This window comes from Microbacterium sp. ZW3a, from assembly GCF_057167165.1.
Map to the genome: position 1 here is coordinate 1,613,920 of NZ_CM169903.1, position 14,499 is coordinate 1,628,418.

A 14,499-nucleotide genomic window follows, 5' to 3' on the forward strand; every position below is an offset into this window, starting at 1 on the left:
ATCAACCCCGAAAGAGAGACCATGACCGACGGCTTCACGCCCTACGACCCGACGACCCTCCCCGCCCCGGTGCTCGCCTATCTCGACGCGCGGGACGACCGCCGTTACGCCGACGCCACGGCCACCTTCGCGCCGAATGCGGTCGTCATCGACGACGGCACGACCTACCGCGGCATCGATGCGATCTCCGCGTGGATTGGAACGTCGTCGACGGAGTTCACCTACACGAGTTCGCGCCTCGATCAGCAGATCGTCGACGGCCGTGGCGTGGTCGTGCGGGTGCGACTCGACGGCAACTTCCCCGGGGGGACCGTCGTGCTCCACCACCGGTTCGAGCTGGCGGGCTCGCTCATCGAGCACCTGGTGATCGAGGTCTGACGTCGCTGGCTGCGGACGCAGGTCGCAGGAGCCGGGCCGCGGGCGGAGGGGGCTGCCCGCCGGGCGGCGCGCGCTCACGGCGCACGCTGACGCCAGAGCGTGAGCCGCCCCGCCTCGTCGCGCCACACCGCCAGGATGCCGTCGGTGTCGGTGCGGGCGGCGACGGTACCCATCGCCGTGAGGGTGTCGAGCAGCCGCGCGGTGGGGTGACCGTAGGTGTTGTCCGCCCCCACCCCGATGAGCCCGATCGCGGCGTGCAGGCGGCGGTAGAGCTCGGGGTCCTGGTCGGCGCTGCCGTGGTGGGAGACCTTCACGATCTCCACGCGCGGGATGTCGACGCGGCGAACGAGCGACGCTTGGGGCTCGGCGCCCAGGTCGCCGAGCATGACCGTACGGGGGAACCCTGGGCCGGAGACGTCGATGGCTACGCTCGCATCGTTGCCGGGCTCCATGCCTGGAAGCGGGCCGAGTGCCTGCCAGCGCGTAGTGCCGAGGGTGCCGGTCAGACCGAGGGATGCCGCCCGCAGCTGAGCCCCGCCGGCGGCGAACCGATCGAGGAGCTTCTGGTCGGCCGACTCCCCGGGCGGCCCGTGGAGAACGACGTCCGCGCGCCCCAGGATCGCCGGGGAACCGCCGACGTGGTCCTTGTCGAAGTGTGTGAGCACCACCAGGTCGAGGCGGTCGATCCCGAGAGTCTGCAGACAGGCAGCGAGCGGCTCGGGCTCGGGCCCGGTGTCGACGAGCGCCACCGCCGCTCCGGAGCGCCAGAGCGTGGCATCCCCCTGGCCGACATCGCACATCGCGACCTGCCAGCGGGCGGGCATGGTGAGCGGCCCCAAGACCGTCCGGATCGTCGTGCTCGCCCCGACGACTCCGATCAGCACGGCCACGGCGAGCGTGGCGACGGCGGTCACCCGTGGAACGCGCGCGGGCCGCACGATCACGACCACGATCGCTCCGCCCACGACGGCGAGGAGGGCGGCGCCGGCGGGTCCGTCGGGCCAGGGCAGGTTCTGCGCCGTCGCAGAGGAGGCCGTGTGGGCGACCCCGGCGATCCACGACGCGGGAACCCACGCGAGCGCGGTGAGCCCGTCGCGCAGCCACGGGAACGGCGCGATGCAGGCCAGCACCCCGGCGATCGTCGCCGGAGCGGCGGCGGGATCGGCGAGCAGGTTCGCGGCGACCCCGAGGAGCGGCACGTGCGGATCGATCAGCACGATGAGCGGGCCGCAGACGAGCTGCGCCGCGGCGGGGACCGCGAGGGCGAGGGCGACGGATGCCGGCATCCACCGTTCCAAGCCCCGGGCGAGGGGGCGCGCGAGGAGCAACAGGGCGGCGGTGGCCGCGGCAGAGAGGGCGAAGCCGAGCGATAGCGAGAGCCAGGGGTCGGCGATGAGCAGCGCGGTCACGGCGGCTGAGAGCACGGCGACGCCGAGGGTGGGGCGGCCGAGCGCGAGCCCGAGGATCGCGATCGCGCTCATCGCCGCAGCACGCACGACACTCGGCTCGGGCGTGACGAGGGCGACGAACCCGCCGAGGACGAGCAAGGCACCGCTGACGCGCGCCCAGCGCGGTGCGCCACACATCGCCAGCACGGCGAACGCGGCCCCGACCACCAGCGCACAGTTGGCGCCCGAAACCGCGGTGAGGTGCGAGAGCGACGAGGCGTTCATGGCCGCTTCGGTGGTGGCATCCAGGTGGGACGTGTCGCCGATCGCGAGACCGGGCACAAGTCCGGCCCCCGGCTGCGGGAGACCGTTCGTGGATGCCCGAAGTCCGTCGCGCAGCCCTTCGAACACGGCCCAGACGCCCGCGGGCGGGGGCGCACGCTCGATTTCGCCCGCGCGGATCACTAGAACAGCGCGCTCCGTCGGGTCGGCAGGAATGGCGCGGCCCGACAGCACGATCTCGCTCCCCTGTCCCACGTCACGCAGGCGCTCTCGGCCGTCGGCGTCGACGCCGATCCTCGCGGGGATCGCCCCACGGATCGCCGTGTCACCGGCCGCGACGAGCGAGGCGCTCGCGTCGAACCAGGCGCCACCATCTGCGCTCCCGGACACATGCCCCGTCACCGTCGCGGTGACGCGGAGGTGACGGCCGCCCTCGACAGCGAGAGTGTCGACCGCCTCTCGGGTCGGAACGAGGGCGAGGACGGAACCAGCGGTAGCGGCGGCGCACGCCACTGCCACTGCGGTGACCATGACGACCGGATGCCGGAACCGGGCGCACGTGGCGATGGTGGCGGCCGTGGCGACGAGGAGCAGAACGGCCAGCACCCCGGGTTCTGGCACGGCGATCGCCGTCGCCGCCCCGCCCCAGGTCACCGCGGCAACGGCCACCGGCCTCGCCGTGCGCTGCCGCAGCGCCTGCCGCTCGTTCACACCCGCACCAGATCGCGAAGGTTCTCGAGCATCTTCTCTCCGATGCCCGGGACCGAACCGAGGTCGTCCACGCTGGTGAAACGTCCGTTCTCGTCGCGCCACGTGAGGATGCGGTCGGCCAGAGCCGGGCCGATCCTCGGCAGGGTGTCGAGCTGCTCGCGCGTGGCGGTGTTGAGGTCGAGCGGCCCCGAAGTCGCACCGGTCGCGCCTGCCTCCGCGGGCGAGGCAGCGCCGATGACCGGCACGACGATCTGCTCCCCATCGGTCACCGTGCGGGCGAGGTTGACTCCGCCCCGTTCGGCGTCGTCGGCGAACCCGCCGGCCTGGGCAATGGCATCCGCCACCCGGTCGCCGATCTCGAGCCGATAGAGCCCGGCCGTGCGCACCGCGCCCGCGACGTGCACGTAGACGCCCGCGGTGGGCGGCACGGCGGAGGGTGCCGGCGTCGCCCCGTCTGACGCGACGATCTCTGCCCCCGTCGCTCCGCGGAAGAGACCGATCCCCACGGTCACCGCGAACGCGAGCAGGACGAGGACGATGACCGCGCCGACGCCGAGCCGCCGCCGCCCCGTTCCGTGTGAGACCGGCGCGAGCGCCCCCAGCCGGGAGGGCACGGGGTCGTCTGGCTGGTCCATCACGCCGTCACCCTACGAAGACGGCGCCCGCTCTCGGGGCTGCGGATGCCTGAATCGTGGAGTGCCGTTCCCTCTCAGCCCCTGGGGAGGAACCGCGCCGCCGGAAAACGCCGGATGCCACGCCCCGCGTGCTCCGCAGAGCGCCGGGGGCGTGGCATCCGGCGTCGGGTCGGCCTGGAGCCAGATCGTGAGGCCGACGAAGCCGCTGTAGCCGAGGGGCTGCCACATCTCTTCTGCGGTACGCGTATGCCGGAAGGCGCCGGTCGTTTCGTAAGTGCACTTCGAAACCTGTGTCGAGCCCTCCTGGCAATATGAAATTCACTTGCGGTGGAGTGCCCGGTCCGAAATGATCAGGTAACTGGCTGACCAAAGCAAGAGACCCGGGGGGACTCATGGAAACTAGGACGGTAAGCGACGAGGATGTCATGGCCGCGCAGGCCGCGATCGACGATGTCGCCTCTCGCGCGAACAACGCGCCAGCACCCGACAAGCTTGCACCGAGCTCGCCCAGGCTCGGCGCCGACTCCTGGTGACGAAGCCCGACCTTCACCTTCCGGAATGCCTGGCCGACGTAGCTGCACGGTTTCCACTGACCGAACTCCAGAAGCGCGTCGAAAGTCGACTGTGCACGTTGGTCGGATGCGACGACGGGTGTGCGCCGGTCATTGATCGGCCTCTAGGAATGGAAAGCGGGTTCTTCGTTCTTCCGGCAGCCCAGCTCGAAAACTGGGGGGTTCGAGACGCGGAGGTTCTCGACGCGGTCTTTGATCTGGTCTACTTGGCACACTTGGTCTATCGCGTCGAGGATGACCTGATTGACGCGGGCCATTTTGAGCCAATCGCATTCTTGAAGTCACGTGTCGCTCGTGAAGAAGTGGCCTCGATTCAAGTCCATCTCGTAGGCCAAGCAGGGTTCGCGCGAGTCGTGGCCCTGCAGCGACATGCGGCTGGTCTCTATGCTCGCTCCGTCAGGCGCGAGGTTCGCCATCGCGCTGATCCCAACCAGGCCTTCACCCCAACCGATCTGCTCACTCTCGGGGATCGCGCAGCGCCGTTGGTCTCGGTCGTTGCGGTGATGTGCGAGTTGGCTGATCGCTCTGATGGAGCGGAAAGCCTGATTGCGTCGGTTCTTCAGCTTTGCACGGCGCTCCAGCTCGTCGATGATCTTCAGGACGTCACCGTGGACCTCGAGGACGGAAACCCCAGCTGGCCCGCGAAGTCTCTTCGGGCCATCTATCCGAGCATCGTGGACTGGCCATCGGAGCGCATTCACGCCGCGCTGCAGGCCACCGGGTTGGTCAAGAATTCTCTAGAACTGGCGGAGCACGAGGCCAATCTCGCCGCGCATTCCTTGGCCGCCCAGAATGCTGACGTCATTTCGGAGTGGGCGCTCGCGTGGGCCCGCAACCTTGCATCGATTCCGCGGTGACAGTTGCTGACACATCACTACGGGTGGGTGTCGGTGAACGATCTCCCTGTCGTGGCCCGCGTACGCTCGGCCGATTCGAAGCACCAGCGTTTCCGGGACGTATTGACATCCCTTTCCGTACCGCACGTCATGAGCCGGGATAGCCAGGTCGTTCTCGGCCTTGCGCCGTGGTCAGAGCGGCGCCCTCCCATCGTGGCCGCCATCGTCACGGGGTCACGGACCCTGCTTTCCCTGGTGGGAGTTGTGCGCCATAGCTCCCATTTCCGCCCTGGGCAGCCCATCCGACTTGTCGGCCTTGTTGTGAGCACGGAGGCTCGTTCTGGCGGAGATCTTCACGGCCTTCGAGACCTCATCGGCAGGCTTCAGGCTTCCCGCCGCTGCTCACTCCACCTTCATGTGGCGATCGACTCACCATCGCTGGTTCGTGCATACGAGGCGCTCGGATTCGTGCCGAGGACGTCCACCGCGCGATTCCTTGAGATGGAGCGGACATGGTCAACCGGCGAGAGCTGATGCGCGGTTTCACGGCGCTACTTGACGTCGGCCGTTTTCATGTCGCTGGGTTCGGCATCTACCTTGGGCTGTGCGGTACCGCGCTCTTGGTCCGAGAACCCACATTCTTCGCCTACGTCGTCGCCGGCTTTGTGGGTCTAACGGTCAACTATGTTGCATTCGCCGTGAACAATCTCTCAGACCGGGACGTCGACAAGCTCGATCCACGTCGGCAACATAGCCCTCTCGTGAGTCGTGACACTTCCCCGTTCGTGGTTTGGACGTCGATCGTTTTCGCATGCAGCCTTGCAATCGGCTTTTCCGGGATCTCTTACCCGCCCGGGGCACTCTATGTCTTGCTTCTCCTCGTGATGACGGCAGTTGTTTCCTGGTTCCAGAAGCGCGTGAACCCGTGGTTGATGGACCTCGCCTACGCCTGCGTATTTCCGCTCACGCTGCTTGTCGCGCGGTTCATGAGCGATCCAGGTGAACGTCGAGATATCCCCTGGCTCCTATGTTTTTCGCTCGCCGCACTGGCTCTACAGATGAACCTCTGCGGGAACGTGAAAGACTTGGCCTTCGACACTGCGACGAGATTCCGCACGATTGCAAAGGAATCGGGAAGCTACGCGGCCGCTACGGGACAGGTGGTCTTCTCGCGGGCTTTCTCCGTGTACTCGGCTGCCCTGCAGATCGCGCTCTACCTCTCTCTTGCACTCGAGCAAACATCGGGTCGACCAGCAAGCGCGACGCACACGATCATCGGAGTCGTGTTGATCGCCGTCTGCGCGGGCGTGTCATCCACAAGTCTTATTCAACTCGTTCAGGGGAGGTCGACGCCGCGCGTACGAGGGAATGAGACATTCCTCTGGGTGAACGTCATCGTCTGGATCGCTATCACCTCAAGCGCCGTCCTTGCAATCGCCCAGGCGCTATTCATCGGGGGACTGCTTGCGCTCTTGCTCCCGGCAATCCTTCGTCGGATCCTCACGCTGGTGACCCCGAGGAAGGTGTGATGTCAGCGCGAACGCGATGGTTCTGGGCGGGCATGGCGGGGTTCTTCTTCGTCGTCGGACACGTCAGTCTCGGTCTCATGCCAGTGATGGTTCACCAAGTCCCGGCGCTACTCGCCGTTCTCCGACCCTCGCTCGACACGACAGTCCTGCTTAGTGCTAGCCCCTATTGGCTATTGGTCCCGCCCTTGCGTCTCGCAATGCACATCTCGTACTTCGAGTTTGCACGCGCCTTCTCTGCGTGGGCATGGCGGTGGATGCATGCACGTCGCGTCGGGCGACGAGTTCTCGAATGGGCGCCCCCCATCTCCCTCGCCATTTCGTGCTTGTGGCCGAACGCCGCCCTTGACATCGCTCTCGCTATCACGCGTTCGCGACGTATCGCTGTCTACGTGTGCCTGGCGTCCGGTGTGATCGTTTCCACCGCGGTTGCGATGATTGTGAGCTCCCGCTTCGGGCGCGAACTCCGGCTCCTCCTCGGAACGCTTGACGACAATCTAATGCCCGTGCTTGTTCTCGGCGCCGTCGCGGCCTGCACGTTGGGCTTTGCTGTGCGCCGTCTTGGGAAGTCGATTCGGTCCTCGGCTGGTGAAGACCTCGGCGAAGAGACCCAATCCTGACGGGGGCCATGATGGGACCGCAGGTCACCGACTCATAGGCACGCTGAGCACACCCGGATTTCCCCGGTCACCCCGGCTACGTTTCTCTACCTGTTTGCCGTTTGGTTGCCGGTCGCGTCGGACGCAGGGGGCGAAAGTGGCATCCAGATGACGACCGCTACTTCGTCGAGAAGCTGACCACCTTCGGCGGGCGCACGACCGCGCGCATGATCTCGCGCTCACCGAGCGCGCGGCGCACCTTCTCGTCCTGGCGGGCGAGGGCCTCGAGCTCGTCGGCGCCGATCTTGGCCGAGACCTCGAGCGTGCCGCGCACCTTGCCGTCGATCTGCACGACCGCGGTCACGGTGTCTTCGACGAGGAGCGTCGGGTCGGCCTGGCGCCAGGTCGTGAGGCCGACGAAGCCGTCGTAACCGAGCGTCTGCCACATCTCTTCGGCGGTGTGCGGGGCGAAGAGGTCGAGGGTCATGGCGATGACCTCGGCGGCCTCGCGCACGGCGGGGTCGCTCGTGCCGGCGCTGCCGTCGATGGCCTTGCGGGTGGCGTTCACCAGCTCCATGAGGCGGGCGACCACGACGTTGAACTTCGTCTGCTCGACGAGGTTCGGCGCCTCGGCCAGCAGGCGGTGCGTCACGCGGCGCAGGGCCTGGTCGCCCTCGGCCCACACCACGTCGGTCTCGCTGTCGACGTCGTGCGCGATGCGGAGGGCCCGGGCGAGGAACTTCGCCGCGCCCGTGGTCGAGACGTCGTTCCAGTCTTTGTCGTCTTCCACGGGGCCTGCGAAGGCGAGGGCCACGCGCAGCGCGTCGGCGCCGTGGGCGTCGAGCTCCTCCTGGAAGAGCACGAGGTTGCCCTTGCTCTTCGACATCTTGGCGCCGTCGAGAATCACCATGCCCTGGTTGATCAGGCTCGAGAAGGGCTCGGTGAACTCCACCAGACCCATGTCGAACAGGGCCTTGGTAATGAAGCGGGCGTACAGCAGGTGCAGGATCGCGTGCTCGACACCGCCGATGTAGTAGTCGACCGGTCCCCACTTGCCCGCCTCGCGGCCCGAGAACGCCTCGGTCTCGTCGTTGGGCGAGAGGAAGCGCAGGAAGTACCACGAGCTGTCGACGAACGTGTCCATCGTGTCGGGGTCGCGCAGCATGGTCTGGCCCGTCTCGGGGTCGGTGACCTGTACCCACTCCGTCGCGGCGCCCAGCGGCGACGATCCCTTGGGCTTGAGGTCGAGACCCTCGACCGACGGCAGCACGACGGGCAGCTGATCTTCGGGGACGGGAACGATCGAGCCGTCCTCAGCGTGCAGCATCGGAATGGGCGTTCCCCAGTAGCGCTGGCGCGAGATGAGCCAGTCGCGCAGGCGGTAGGTCTTGGCCGCGCGGCCGACGCCCTTGGTCTCGAGCTCCTCGATCATGCGGGAGATCGCGTGGCGCTTCGACAGTCCGTTGAGCGAACCGGAGTTGATCATGCGGCCGTCGCCGGTGAGCGCAACGCCCGTCTTCACGGGGTCGAGGTCGTCGATGTCGCCCAGCGGGTCGATCGGCACCCCGTCGTCGTCGAGTTCGATCACCGGGATCGCCCCGGTGACGGGCGCGTTGGTGTCGACGACGACCTTGACCGGCAGGTCGAAGACGCGCGCGAAGTCGAGGTCGCGCTGGTCGTGCGCGGGCACGGCCATGACCGCGCCGTGGCCGTAATCGGCGAGCACGTAGTCGGCGGCCCAGATCGGCAGTTTCTCGCCGTTGACGGGGTTGATCGCGTAGTGGCCGAGGAACACGCCGGTCTTCGGGCGGTCGGTGGCCTGCCGCTCGATGTCGGTGGCGCGCTGCACCTCGGCGAGGTACCCCTGGAAACGCTCGCGCACCTCGATATCGGCGGATGCCGCGAGCTCGGCCGCGAGGTCGGACTCGGGCGCCACAACGAAGAACGTCGCGCCGTGCAGCGTGTCGGGACGGGTGGAGAAGACGGTGATCTTCTCGGCGCGGCCCTCGATCTCGAACTCGATGTCGGCGCCGATCGAGCGGCCGATCCAGTTGCGCTGCATCTGGATGACCTTCTGCGGCCAGAACCCCTCGAGCTGGTTGAGGTCGTCGAGCAGCCGGTCGGCGTAGTCGGTGATGCGCAGGAACCACTGGGTCAGCTTCTTCTTGACCACCACGGCGCCGCTGCGCTCGCTCGTGCCATCGGGGAGCACCTGCTCGTTGGCGAGCACCGTCTGGTCGACGGGGTCCCAGTTGACGAGGGCGTCCTTGCGGTACGCCAGGCCCTTCTCGTACAGCTTCTGGAACAGCCACTGGTTCCAGCGGTAGTACTCGGGGTCGCTCGTGTGCAGCACGCGGCTCCAGTCGAACGAGACGCCGTAGTCCTTCAGACTCTCCTTCTGCTGCGCGATGTTGGAGTACGTCCACTCCACGGGGTCGGCGCCGCGCTTGATCGCGGCGTTCTCGGCGGGCAGGCCGAAGGAGTCCCACCCGATGGGGTTGAGCACGTTGTACCCACGGTGGCGCCAGAACCGCGCCACGATGTCGGAGTAGAGGTAGTTCTCGGCGTGCCCCATGTGGAGGTCGCCCGACGGGTACGGGAACATCGCCAGCACGTACTTGCGGGGGCGGGTGTCGCCGTCGCCGCCGGCGCGGAACGGGTCTTTCTCGGCCCACGCCTGCTGCCACTTCGCCTGGATCTCGTGGGGGTCGAAGCCTCCGTCGGCGGACGGCACGGAAGAGGGGTTCTGAGACACGGGTGAAGCCAATCGTGAAAGTCGGGACGCCGCGAGGGCCAGCGTCCAGGCTACCCGACCCCGCGCCGCCCCCTCCGGCGCGCGCGAACGGTCACCATCCGGGCGGAACGCGCGCCCCCAGCCCCGCGAGCGGAGCCCGGGCTTTGGTGCCCACTTCGGCGACTTCGGATGCCGCGACCGAGCGCCACGTGATGCCTCCGCCGGCGCCGACCCAGGCGGCATCCGGTTCGACGACGATGCTCCGAATGACCATGGCGAGATCGGCCGCGCCGTCGTCGCCGATCCAGCCGAAAGCGCCCGAGTAGACGCCGCGGGGCGCGCCCTCGAGCCGCGCGAGGATCTGCATCGCCGACTGCTTCGGTGCCCCGGTCATGCTGCCGGCCGGGAAGGCGGCCTCCACGAGGCCGCCGAGCGTCGTGCCCGGGCGGAGCAGGCCCGAGACCTCGCTGACCAGCTGATGCACCGTCGGATACGTCTCGACCTCGAGCAGCCGGTCCACTCCCACCGACGACGGCACGCACACGCGCGAGAGGTCGTTGCGCATGAGGTCGACGATCATGACGTTCTCGGCGCGCTCCTTGGCATCCGTCGCGAGGTCGTCGGCGAGGGCGGCGTCGCGGGCGGGGTCGGCGTCGCGGCGGCGCGTGCCCTTGATGGGGTGCGTGTGCACGCGGCCGTCGCGCACCTGCAGGAATCGTTCGGGCGAGGCGCTGACGAGCGTCACCTCGTCGATGCGCACGAATCCGGCGTGATGTGAGGCCGCGGACTCTCGCAGCCGCCGGAACACCGCCAGCGCATCGGTCGCCCCCGGCACCGTGAAACGGGTCGTGAGACACAGCTGGTACGCGTCGCCGTCGGCGATGTGCGCGCGGCACGCCTCGATGAGAGCGGCGTAGTCATCGGGGGTATGGCGACCGGATGCCACCCCCCGGGGCTCGGCCACCGGAACCGCGGGAGCGGCCGGGGCGGCGTCGGCAGCCTCGGCGAGGGCTCGCGCGTCGCCTTCTGCGCGGACGGCCCACACGCGCCGGTTCGCGTGATCGAAGGCGAGGAGCTCGTCGACCCGCAGCCAGGCGGGCTCCCCCTCGTAGGAGATCCATCCCACCCATCCGCCGAGGAACGGCGCGGCCTGTGCGCCCACGGTGGCGCGGGTCGTGGCATCCCTCGCGAGGGCGGACGCTGTCGCGTCGGGCCGACCCGTGCCGAGGTAGCTCCAGCCGTCCGTCGCGTTGGGGCCGGCGTCGAGCCAGAACGCGTGCGGCGACGCGGCGAACAGGGCGCAGAAGAGGTCGTCGGGCTCCCGCCACCGCGGCAGGGCGACCGGGGAGACAGAACGCGGCACGCTCCCAGGCTAGGCCGAACGTGCGGCCGTAGGCTGAGCGAGGTGAACGAGATCCTCACGTGGCTCCTCGACGTGGTCCAGAACGTGGACCCCGTGGTGCGCACGCTCGTGGCCGGTCTCGCCATGATGCTCGAGACCAGCGTGCTCGTCGGCCTCGTCGTTCCCGGCGACACCGTCGTGATCGTCGCCGGCACCGCCATCGCCTCGCCGCTCGAGGGCGTCCTGCTGGGACTCACCGTGGTCGTGGGTTCGCTCGTCGGCGAGAGCCTGGGCTTCTGGCTCGGCCGCTACTTCGGCCCCCGCATCCGCGCATCACGCCTCGGGCAGAAGTTGGGCGAGCGCAACTGGGATCGCGCCGACCGCTATCTGCGCCGTCGCGGCGGCCCCGCGATCTTCCTCTCGCGGTTCCTCCCGGTGCTGCACTCGCTCGTCCCCCTCACGGTGGGAATGTCGGGATACCGCTACCGGCGCTTTCTGGCCTGGACGACGCCGGCGTGCCTGCTCTGGGCGGGCCTCTACATCACCGTCGCCGCGTCGGCGGCGGGAACCTATCGGGAACTGGCGGACCGGATCCACTACGCCGGATACCTGTTCGTCGGCATCATCGTGGTGTTCCTCCTGCTGGTGTTCGCCGGCAAGAAGCTCCTCGAGCGTTTTGAGAGTCGTCACCTCGCCGACGACACCGATTCCCTCGGAGCGGCGGTCGACGACGTGAAAGACTGAGCGGGATGCCTCGCTCCTCTCGCGCCAAAGTGCTCTGGTTCGCCCGCCTCGAGTACCGCTTCCACGCCTGGCGCGAACGTCGCGCCCGCGGGCGCGGACTGCGGCCCGCCGTCACGGGATTCCCCGGATACGGAACCGAGGAATGGGTGCGCGTGCTCGGTCGGGTGCTCATCGCCCCGCCGATCAAGCGGACCTCCTCGGGTGAGTTTGCGAGCCTGCGTGGATGGCGCAGCTTCGCGGCCGTCCCCGTCGGCTACGCGCAGGTGACGGTGACGATCGAGGGCGTCTCGCACGAGGTCGTCGCCGACCGCGGTGGCGTGATCGACGCCAAGCTTCCCGCGACCCTCCCCCCGGGCTGGCAGACGGTGACGATGAGCGTCGAGGGCAGCGAGCCCGCCGAGACACGCGTCTTCATCGTCGGCTCCGACGTGCGTTTCGGAATCGTCAGCGACATCGACGACACCGTGATGGTCACCGCCCTCCCCCGGCCGCTCCTGGCCGCCTGGAACTCCTTCGTCGTCGACGAGCACGCGCGCCAGCCGGTGCCGGGCATGGCCGTGATGCTGGAGCGCCTCTCGCGCGAATATCCGGGCGCGCCGGTCATCTACCTCTCCACGGGCGCCTGGAACGTCGCCCCGACGCTCACGCGGTTCATGCGGCGCCACCTCTTCCCGTCCGGGGCGTTCCTGCTCACCGACTGGGGCCCCACGCACGACCGCTGGTTCCGCAGCGGCCGCGACCACAAGGCGCGCAACCTTCGTCGCATCGCCGAGGAGTTCCCGAACCTGAAGTGGCTCCTCGTGGGTGACGACGGCCAGCACGACGATGCGATCTACACGGGCTTCGCGATCGAGTATCCCGACAGCGTCGCCGCCGTCGCGATCCGCCGCCTGCTGCCCGCGGAAGCGGTGCTCGCCGGTGGCCGCACGGTCGTCGATGACCACTCCGCCGCCGAGGTGCCGTGGGTGAGCGAGTCCGACGGGGCGGGGCTGCTCGAACGGCTCCAAGACGTCGGGATCGTTTCGCGCGACGACTGACGCACTCCCTTCATCGGATCGGTGGCCGCCGTGTCGGAGGCGCCGCGTACGGTGGAAGCATGTGCGGTCGATTCGTCGTGGCCAATGTGGCATCCGAGCTCGTGGGCGTGCTGCGCGTCGATGTCGAGGCCGACGTGCTGCCGCCGCCGTCGTACAACATCGCGCCCACGGCATCCGTCGCCATCGTGCTCGACTCGGTGAAGAGCGAGCCCCCGGTACGGCGCCTCGAGCTCGCGCGATGGGGCCTGGTCCCGGGCTGGGCGAAAGACGTGAAGATCGGGGCGCGCGCCTTCAACGCGCGGTCCGAAGAGGTCGAAGACAAGCCGATGTTCCGCAACGCCCTCATCGCGCGGCGCGCGATCATCCCCGCGTCGGGCTACTACGAGTGGAAGACCACCGAGGCGGGCAAGACGCCGCACTACATCCACCCCGCCGACGGATCGCCGCTGTTCTTCGCGGGGCTCTACGAGTGGTGGAAAGATCCGGCGAAGGCCGACGACGATCCGGCCCGCTGGGTGCTCAGCTGCACCGTGCTCACTCGCGACGCGATCGGGCGTCTCGGGTCGATTCACGACCGGATGCCGCTGTTCATGGACCCCGACTTCGCCGATGCCTGGCTCGACCCCACGACCGAGAACGTCGGCGACATCCTCGATGCGGCGATCGACGCCGCCCCCGACGTGGCCGAGACGCTCGACGATCACGTGGTGTCTCCCGCGGTCGGCAACGTTCGCAACGACTCCCCCGAGCTCATCGAGCCGGTCGAATGACGGCCGTCCTGCCGAGCCCCGTCCTCCCGCGGGCTGAATGGGCGCGCCAGGCCGAGTCGCACGCGGAACGCGCCGACGCGCTCACGGCCGCCCACCGCGCCCGCGCGTCGCGGGGTGAGAAGCACCCGGTCGAGGACTTCCTGTTCACGTACTACTCGTACAAGCCCGCGATCCTGCGCCGATGGCATCCGGGGCCGGGCGTCGTGCTCGACGACGCCGACGAGCGCGCCGCCTGGCGCTGGTACCGCGCCGTTCCCGACGGGGTCGACGTGGATGCCGCGGCCTTCCGCGAGCAGCGCGGATCCCTGTACCGCGGCATCGTGAACCTGCTGCGGGCCACCGCCGCGCGGCCGCCGCAGTTCGGGTGCTTCGGGCTGCACGAGTGGGCGATGACCTACCGTGCCGACGAGGTGCGCCACGCGGTGCCGCTCCGCCTCGGTCGAGCCGGCACCGATGCCGTTGTCGAGGCCCACGACCTGCGGTGCACGCACTTCGACGCGTTCCGGTTCTTCACGCCCGAAGCCGTGCCGCGCAATCGCACGACGCTGAGCCGCGAGGATCAGCCGAGGTGGGAGCAGCCCGGCTGCTTGCATGCCGGGATGGACGTCTACAAGTGGGCCGTGAAGCTCGGCCCCCTCGTGCCCGGCGAGATTCTGCTCGACGCGTTCGAGCTCGCGCGGGACATTCGCACCCTCGACATGGAGGCCTCGCCCTACGACCTCGCGGACTGGGGATATTCCCCCGTGGCCATCGAAACGCCCGACGGTAAGGCGCAGTACGTCGCCCGCCAGCGGGCGCTGAGCGAGCGCGCCCAGGTGCTGCGCAGAGCCGTGCTGGATGCCGTCACCACCACTCACGACACGCCCGGAGGCGCCGATTTTTCGCCTCCCGATTCCGTGTAGTAGGCTCATGGAGTTGCCTCAAACGGGGCGGAAAACAAAATAC

Annotated in this window: 11 protein-coding genes; 7 read left to right on the top strand and 4 right to left on the bottom strand. The window is 68.7% G+C overall.

Translation table 11 applies throughout. The features are described 5' to 3' along the window. Positions 1-21: 21 nt before the first annotated feature. Entirely contained in the window at positions 22-378 is a 357-nt protein-coding gene (locus tag ACU6WY_RS07605; protein WP_483821829.1) for a nuclear transport factor 2 family protein, read from the top strand. A 74-nt stretch (positions 379-452) separates the two neighbouring features. On the opposite strand, the gene ACU6WY_RS07610 is transcribed toward ACU6WY_RS07605, so the two are convergent. Then, the gene (locus tag ACU6WY_RS07610; protein WP_483821830.1) at positions 453-2,759 is read right to left on the bottom strand and encodes a ComEC/Rec2 family competence protein; all 2,307 of its coding nucleotides are present in this window, start codon (positions 2,757-2,759) and stop codon (positions 453-455) included. Continuing rightward, entirely contained in the window at positions 2,756-3,394 is a 639-nt protein-coding gene (locus ACU6WY_RS07615) for a helix-hairpin-helix domain-containing protein (protein ID WP_483821873.1), read from the bottom strand. Before ACU6WY_RS07615 ends, ACU6WY_RS07610 begins: the two co-directional genes overlap by 4 nt. A gap of 529 nt (positions 3,395-3,923) precedes the next feature. Between ACU6WY_RS07615 and ACU6WY_RS07620 the strand changes: the two genes are divergently transcribed. Next, on the top strand, positions 3,924-4,823 hold the full coding sequence (locus ACU6WY_RS07620; protein ID WP_483821831.1) for an isoprenoid biosynthesis enzyme family protein: 900 nt from the start codon (positions 3,924-3,926) through the stop codon (positions 4,821-4,823). Positions 4,824-5,314: 491 nt separating this feature from the next. Then, the gene (locus ACU6WY_RS07625) at positions 5,315-6,331 is read left to right on the top strand and encodes a UbiA family prenyltransferase (protein WP_483821832.1); all 1,017 of its coding nucleotides are present in this window, start codon (positions 5,315-5,317) and stop codon (positions 6,329-6,331) included. A 774-nt stretch (positions 6,332-7,105) separates the two neighbouring features. Here ACU6WY_RS07625 and leuS read toward each other — a convergent pair. Beyond that, complete coding sequence (leuS, locus tag ACU6WY_RS07630) at positions 7,106-9,682, bottom strand: leucine--tRNA ligase (protein WP_483821833.1); 2,577 nt, start codon at positions 9,680-9,682, stop codon at positions 7,106-7,108. A gap of 91 nt (positions 9,683-9,773) precedes the next feature. Further along, a complete protein-coding gene (gene pabB / locus ACU6WY_RS07635) occupies positions 9,774-11,024 on the bottom strand; it encodes an aminodeoxychorismate synthase component I (RefSeq protein ID WP_483821834.1) in 1,251 nt (416 codons plus the stop codon). A gap of 42 nt (positions 11,025-11,066) precedes the next feature. Here pabB and ACU6WY_RS07640 point away from each other — a divergent pair, with 42 nt between their 5' ends. The 4 genes from ACU6WY_RS07640 to ACU6WY_RS07655 are packed head-to-tail and all read left to right on the top strand — an operon-like array spanning position 11,067 to position 14,456. Continuing rightward, positions 11,067-11,747 carry a DedA family protein gene (locus tag ACU6WY_RS07640; protein ID WP_483821835.1) on the top strand — a complete coding sequence of 227 codons (681 nt, stop codon included), beginning with the start codon at positions 11,067-11,069 and terminating at the stop codon, positions 11,745-11,747. Positions 11,748-11,752: 5 nt separating this feature from the next. Continuing rightward, positions 11,753-12,784: an App1 family protein gene (locus tag ACU6WY_RS07645; RefSeq protein WP_483821836.1), complete on the top strand. Its 1,032-nt coding sequence runs from the start codon at positions 11,753-11,755 to the stop codon at positions 12,782-12,784. Between the two features lie 59 nt (positions 12,785-12,843). Further along, complete coding sequence (locus ACU6WY_RS07650) at positions 12,844-13,554, top strand: SOS response-associated peptidase (RefSeq protein ID WP_483821837.1); 711 nt, start codon at positions 12,844-12,846, stop codon at positions 13,552-13,554. After that, positions 13,551-14,456: a 3-methyladenine DNA glycosylase gene (locus tag ACU6WY_RS07655; protein WP_483821838.1), complete on the top strand. Its 906-nt coding sequence runs from the start codon at positions 13,551-13,553 to the stop codon at positions 14,454-14,456. The genes ACU6WY_RS07650 and ACU6WY_RS07655 overlap by 4 nt, the downstream gene beginning before the upstream one ends. Positions 14,457-14,499 lie beyond the last annotated feature (43 nt).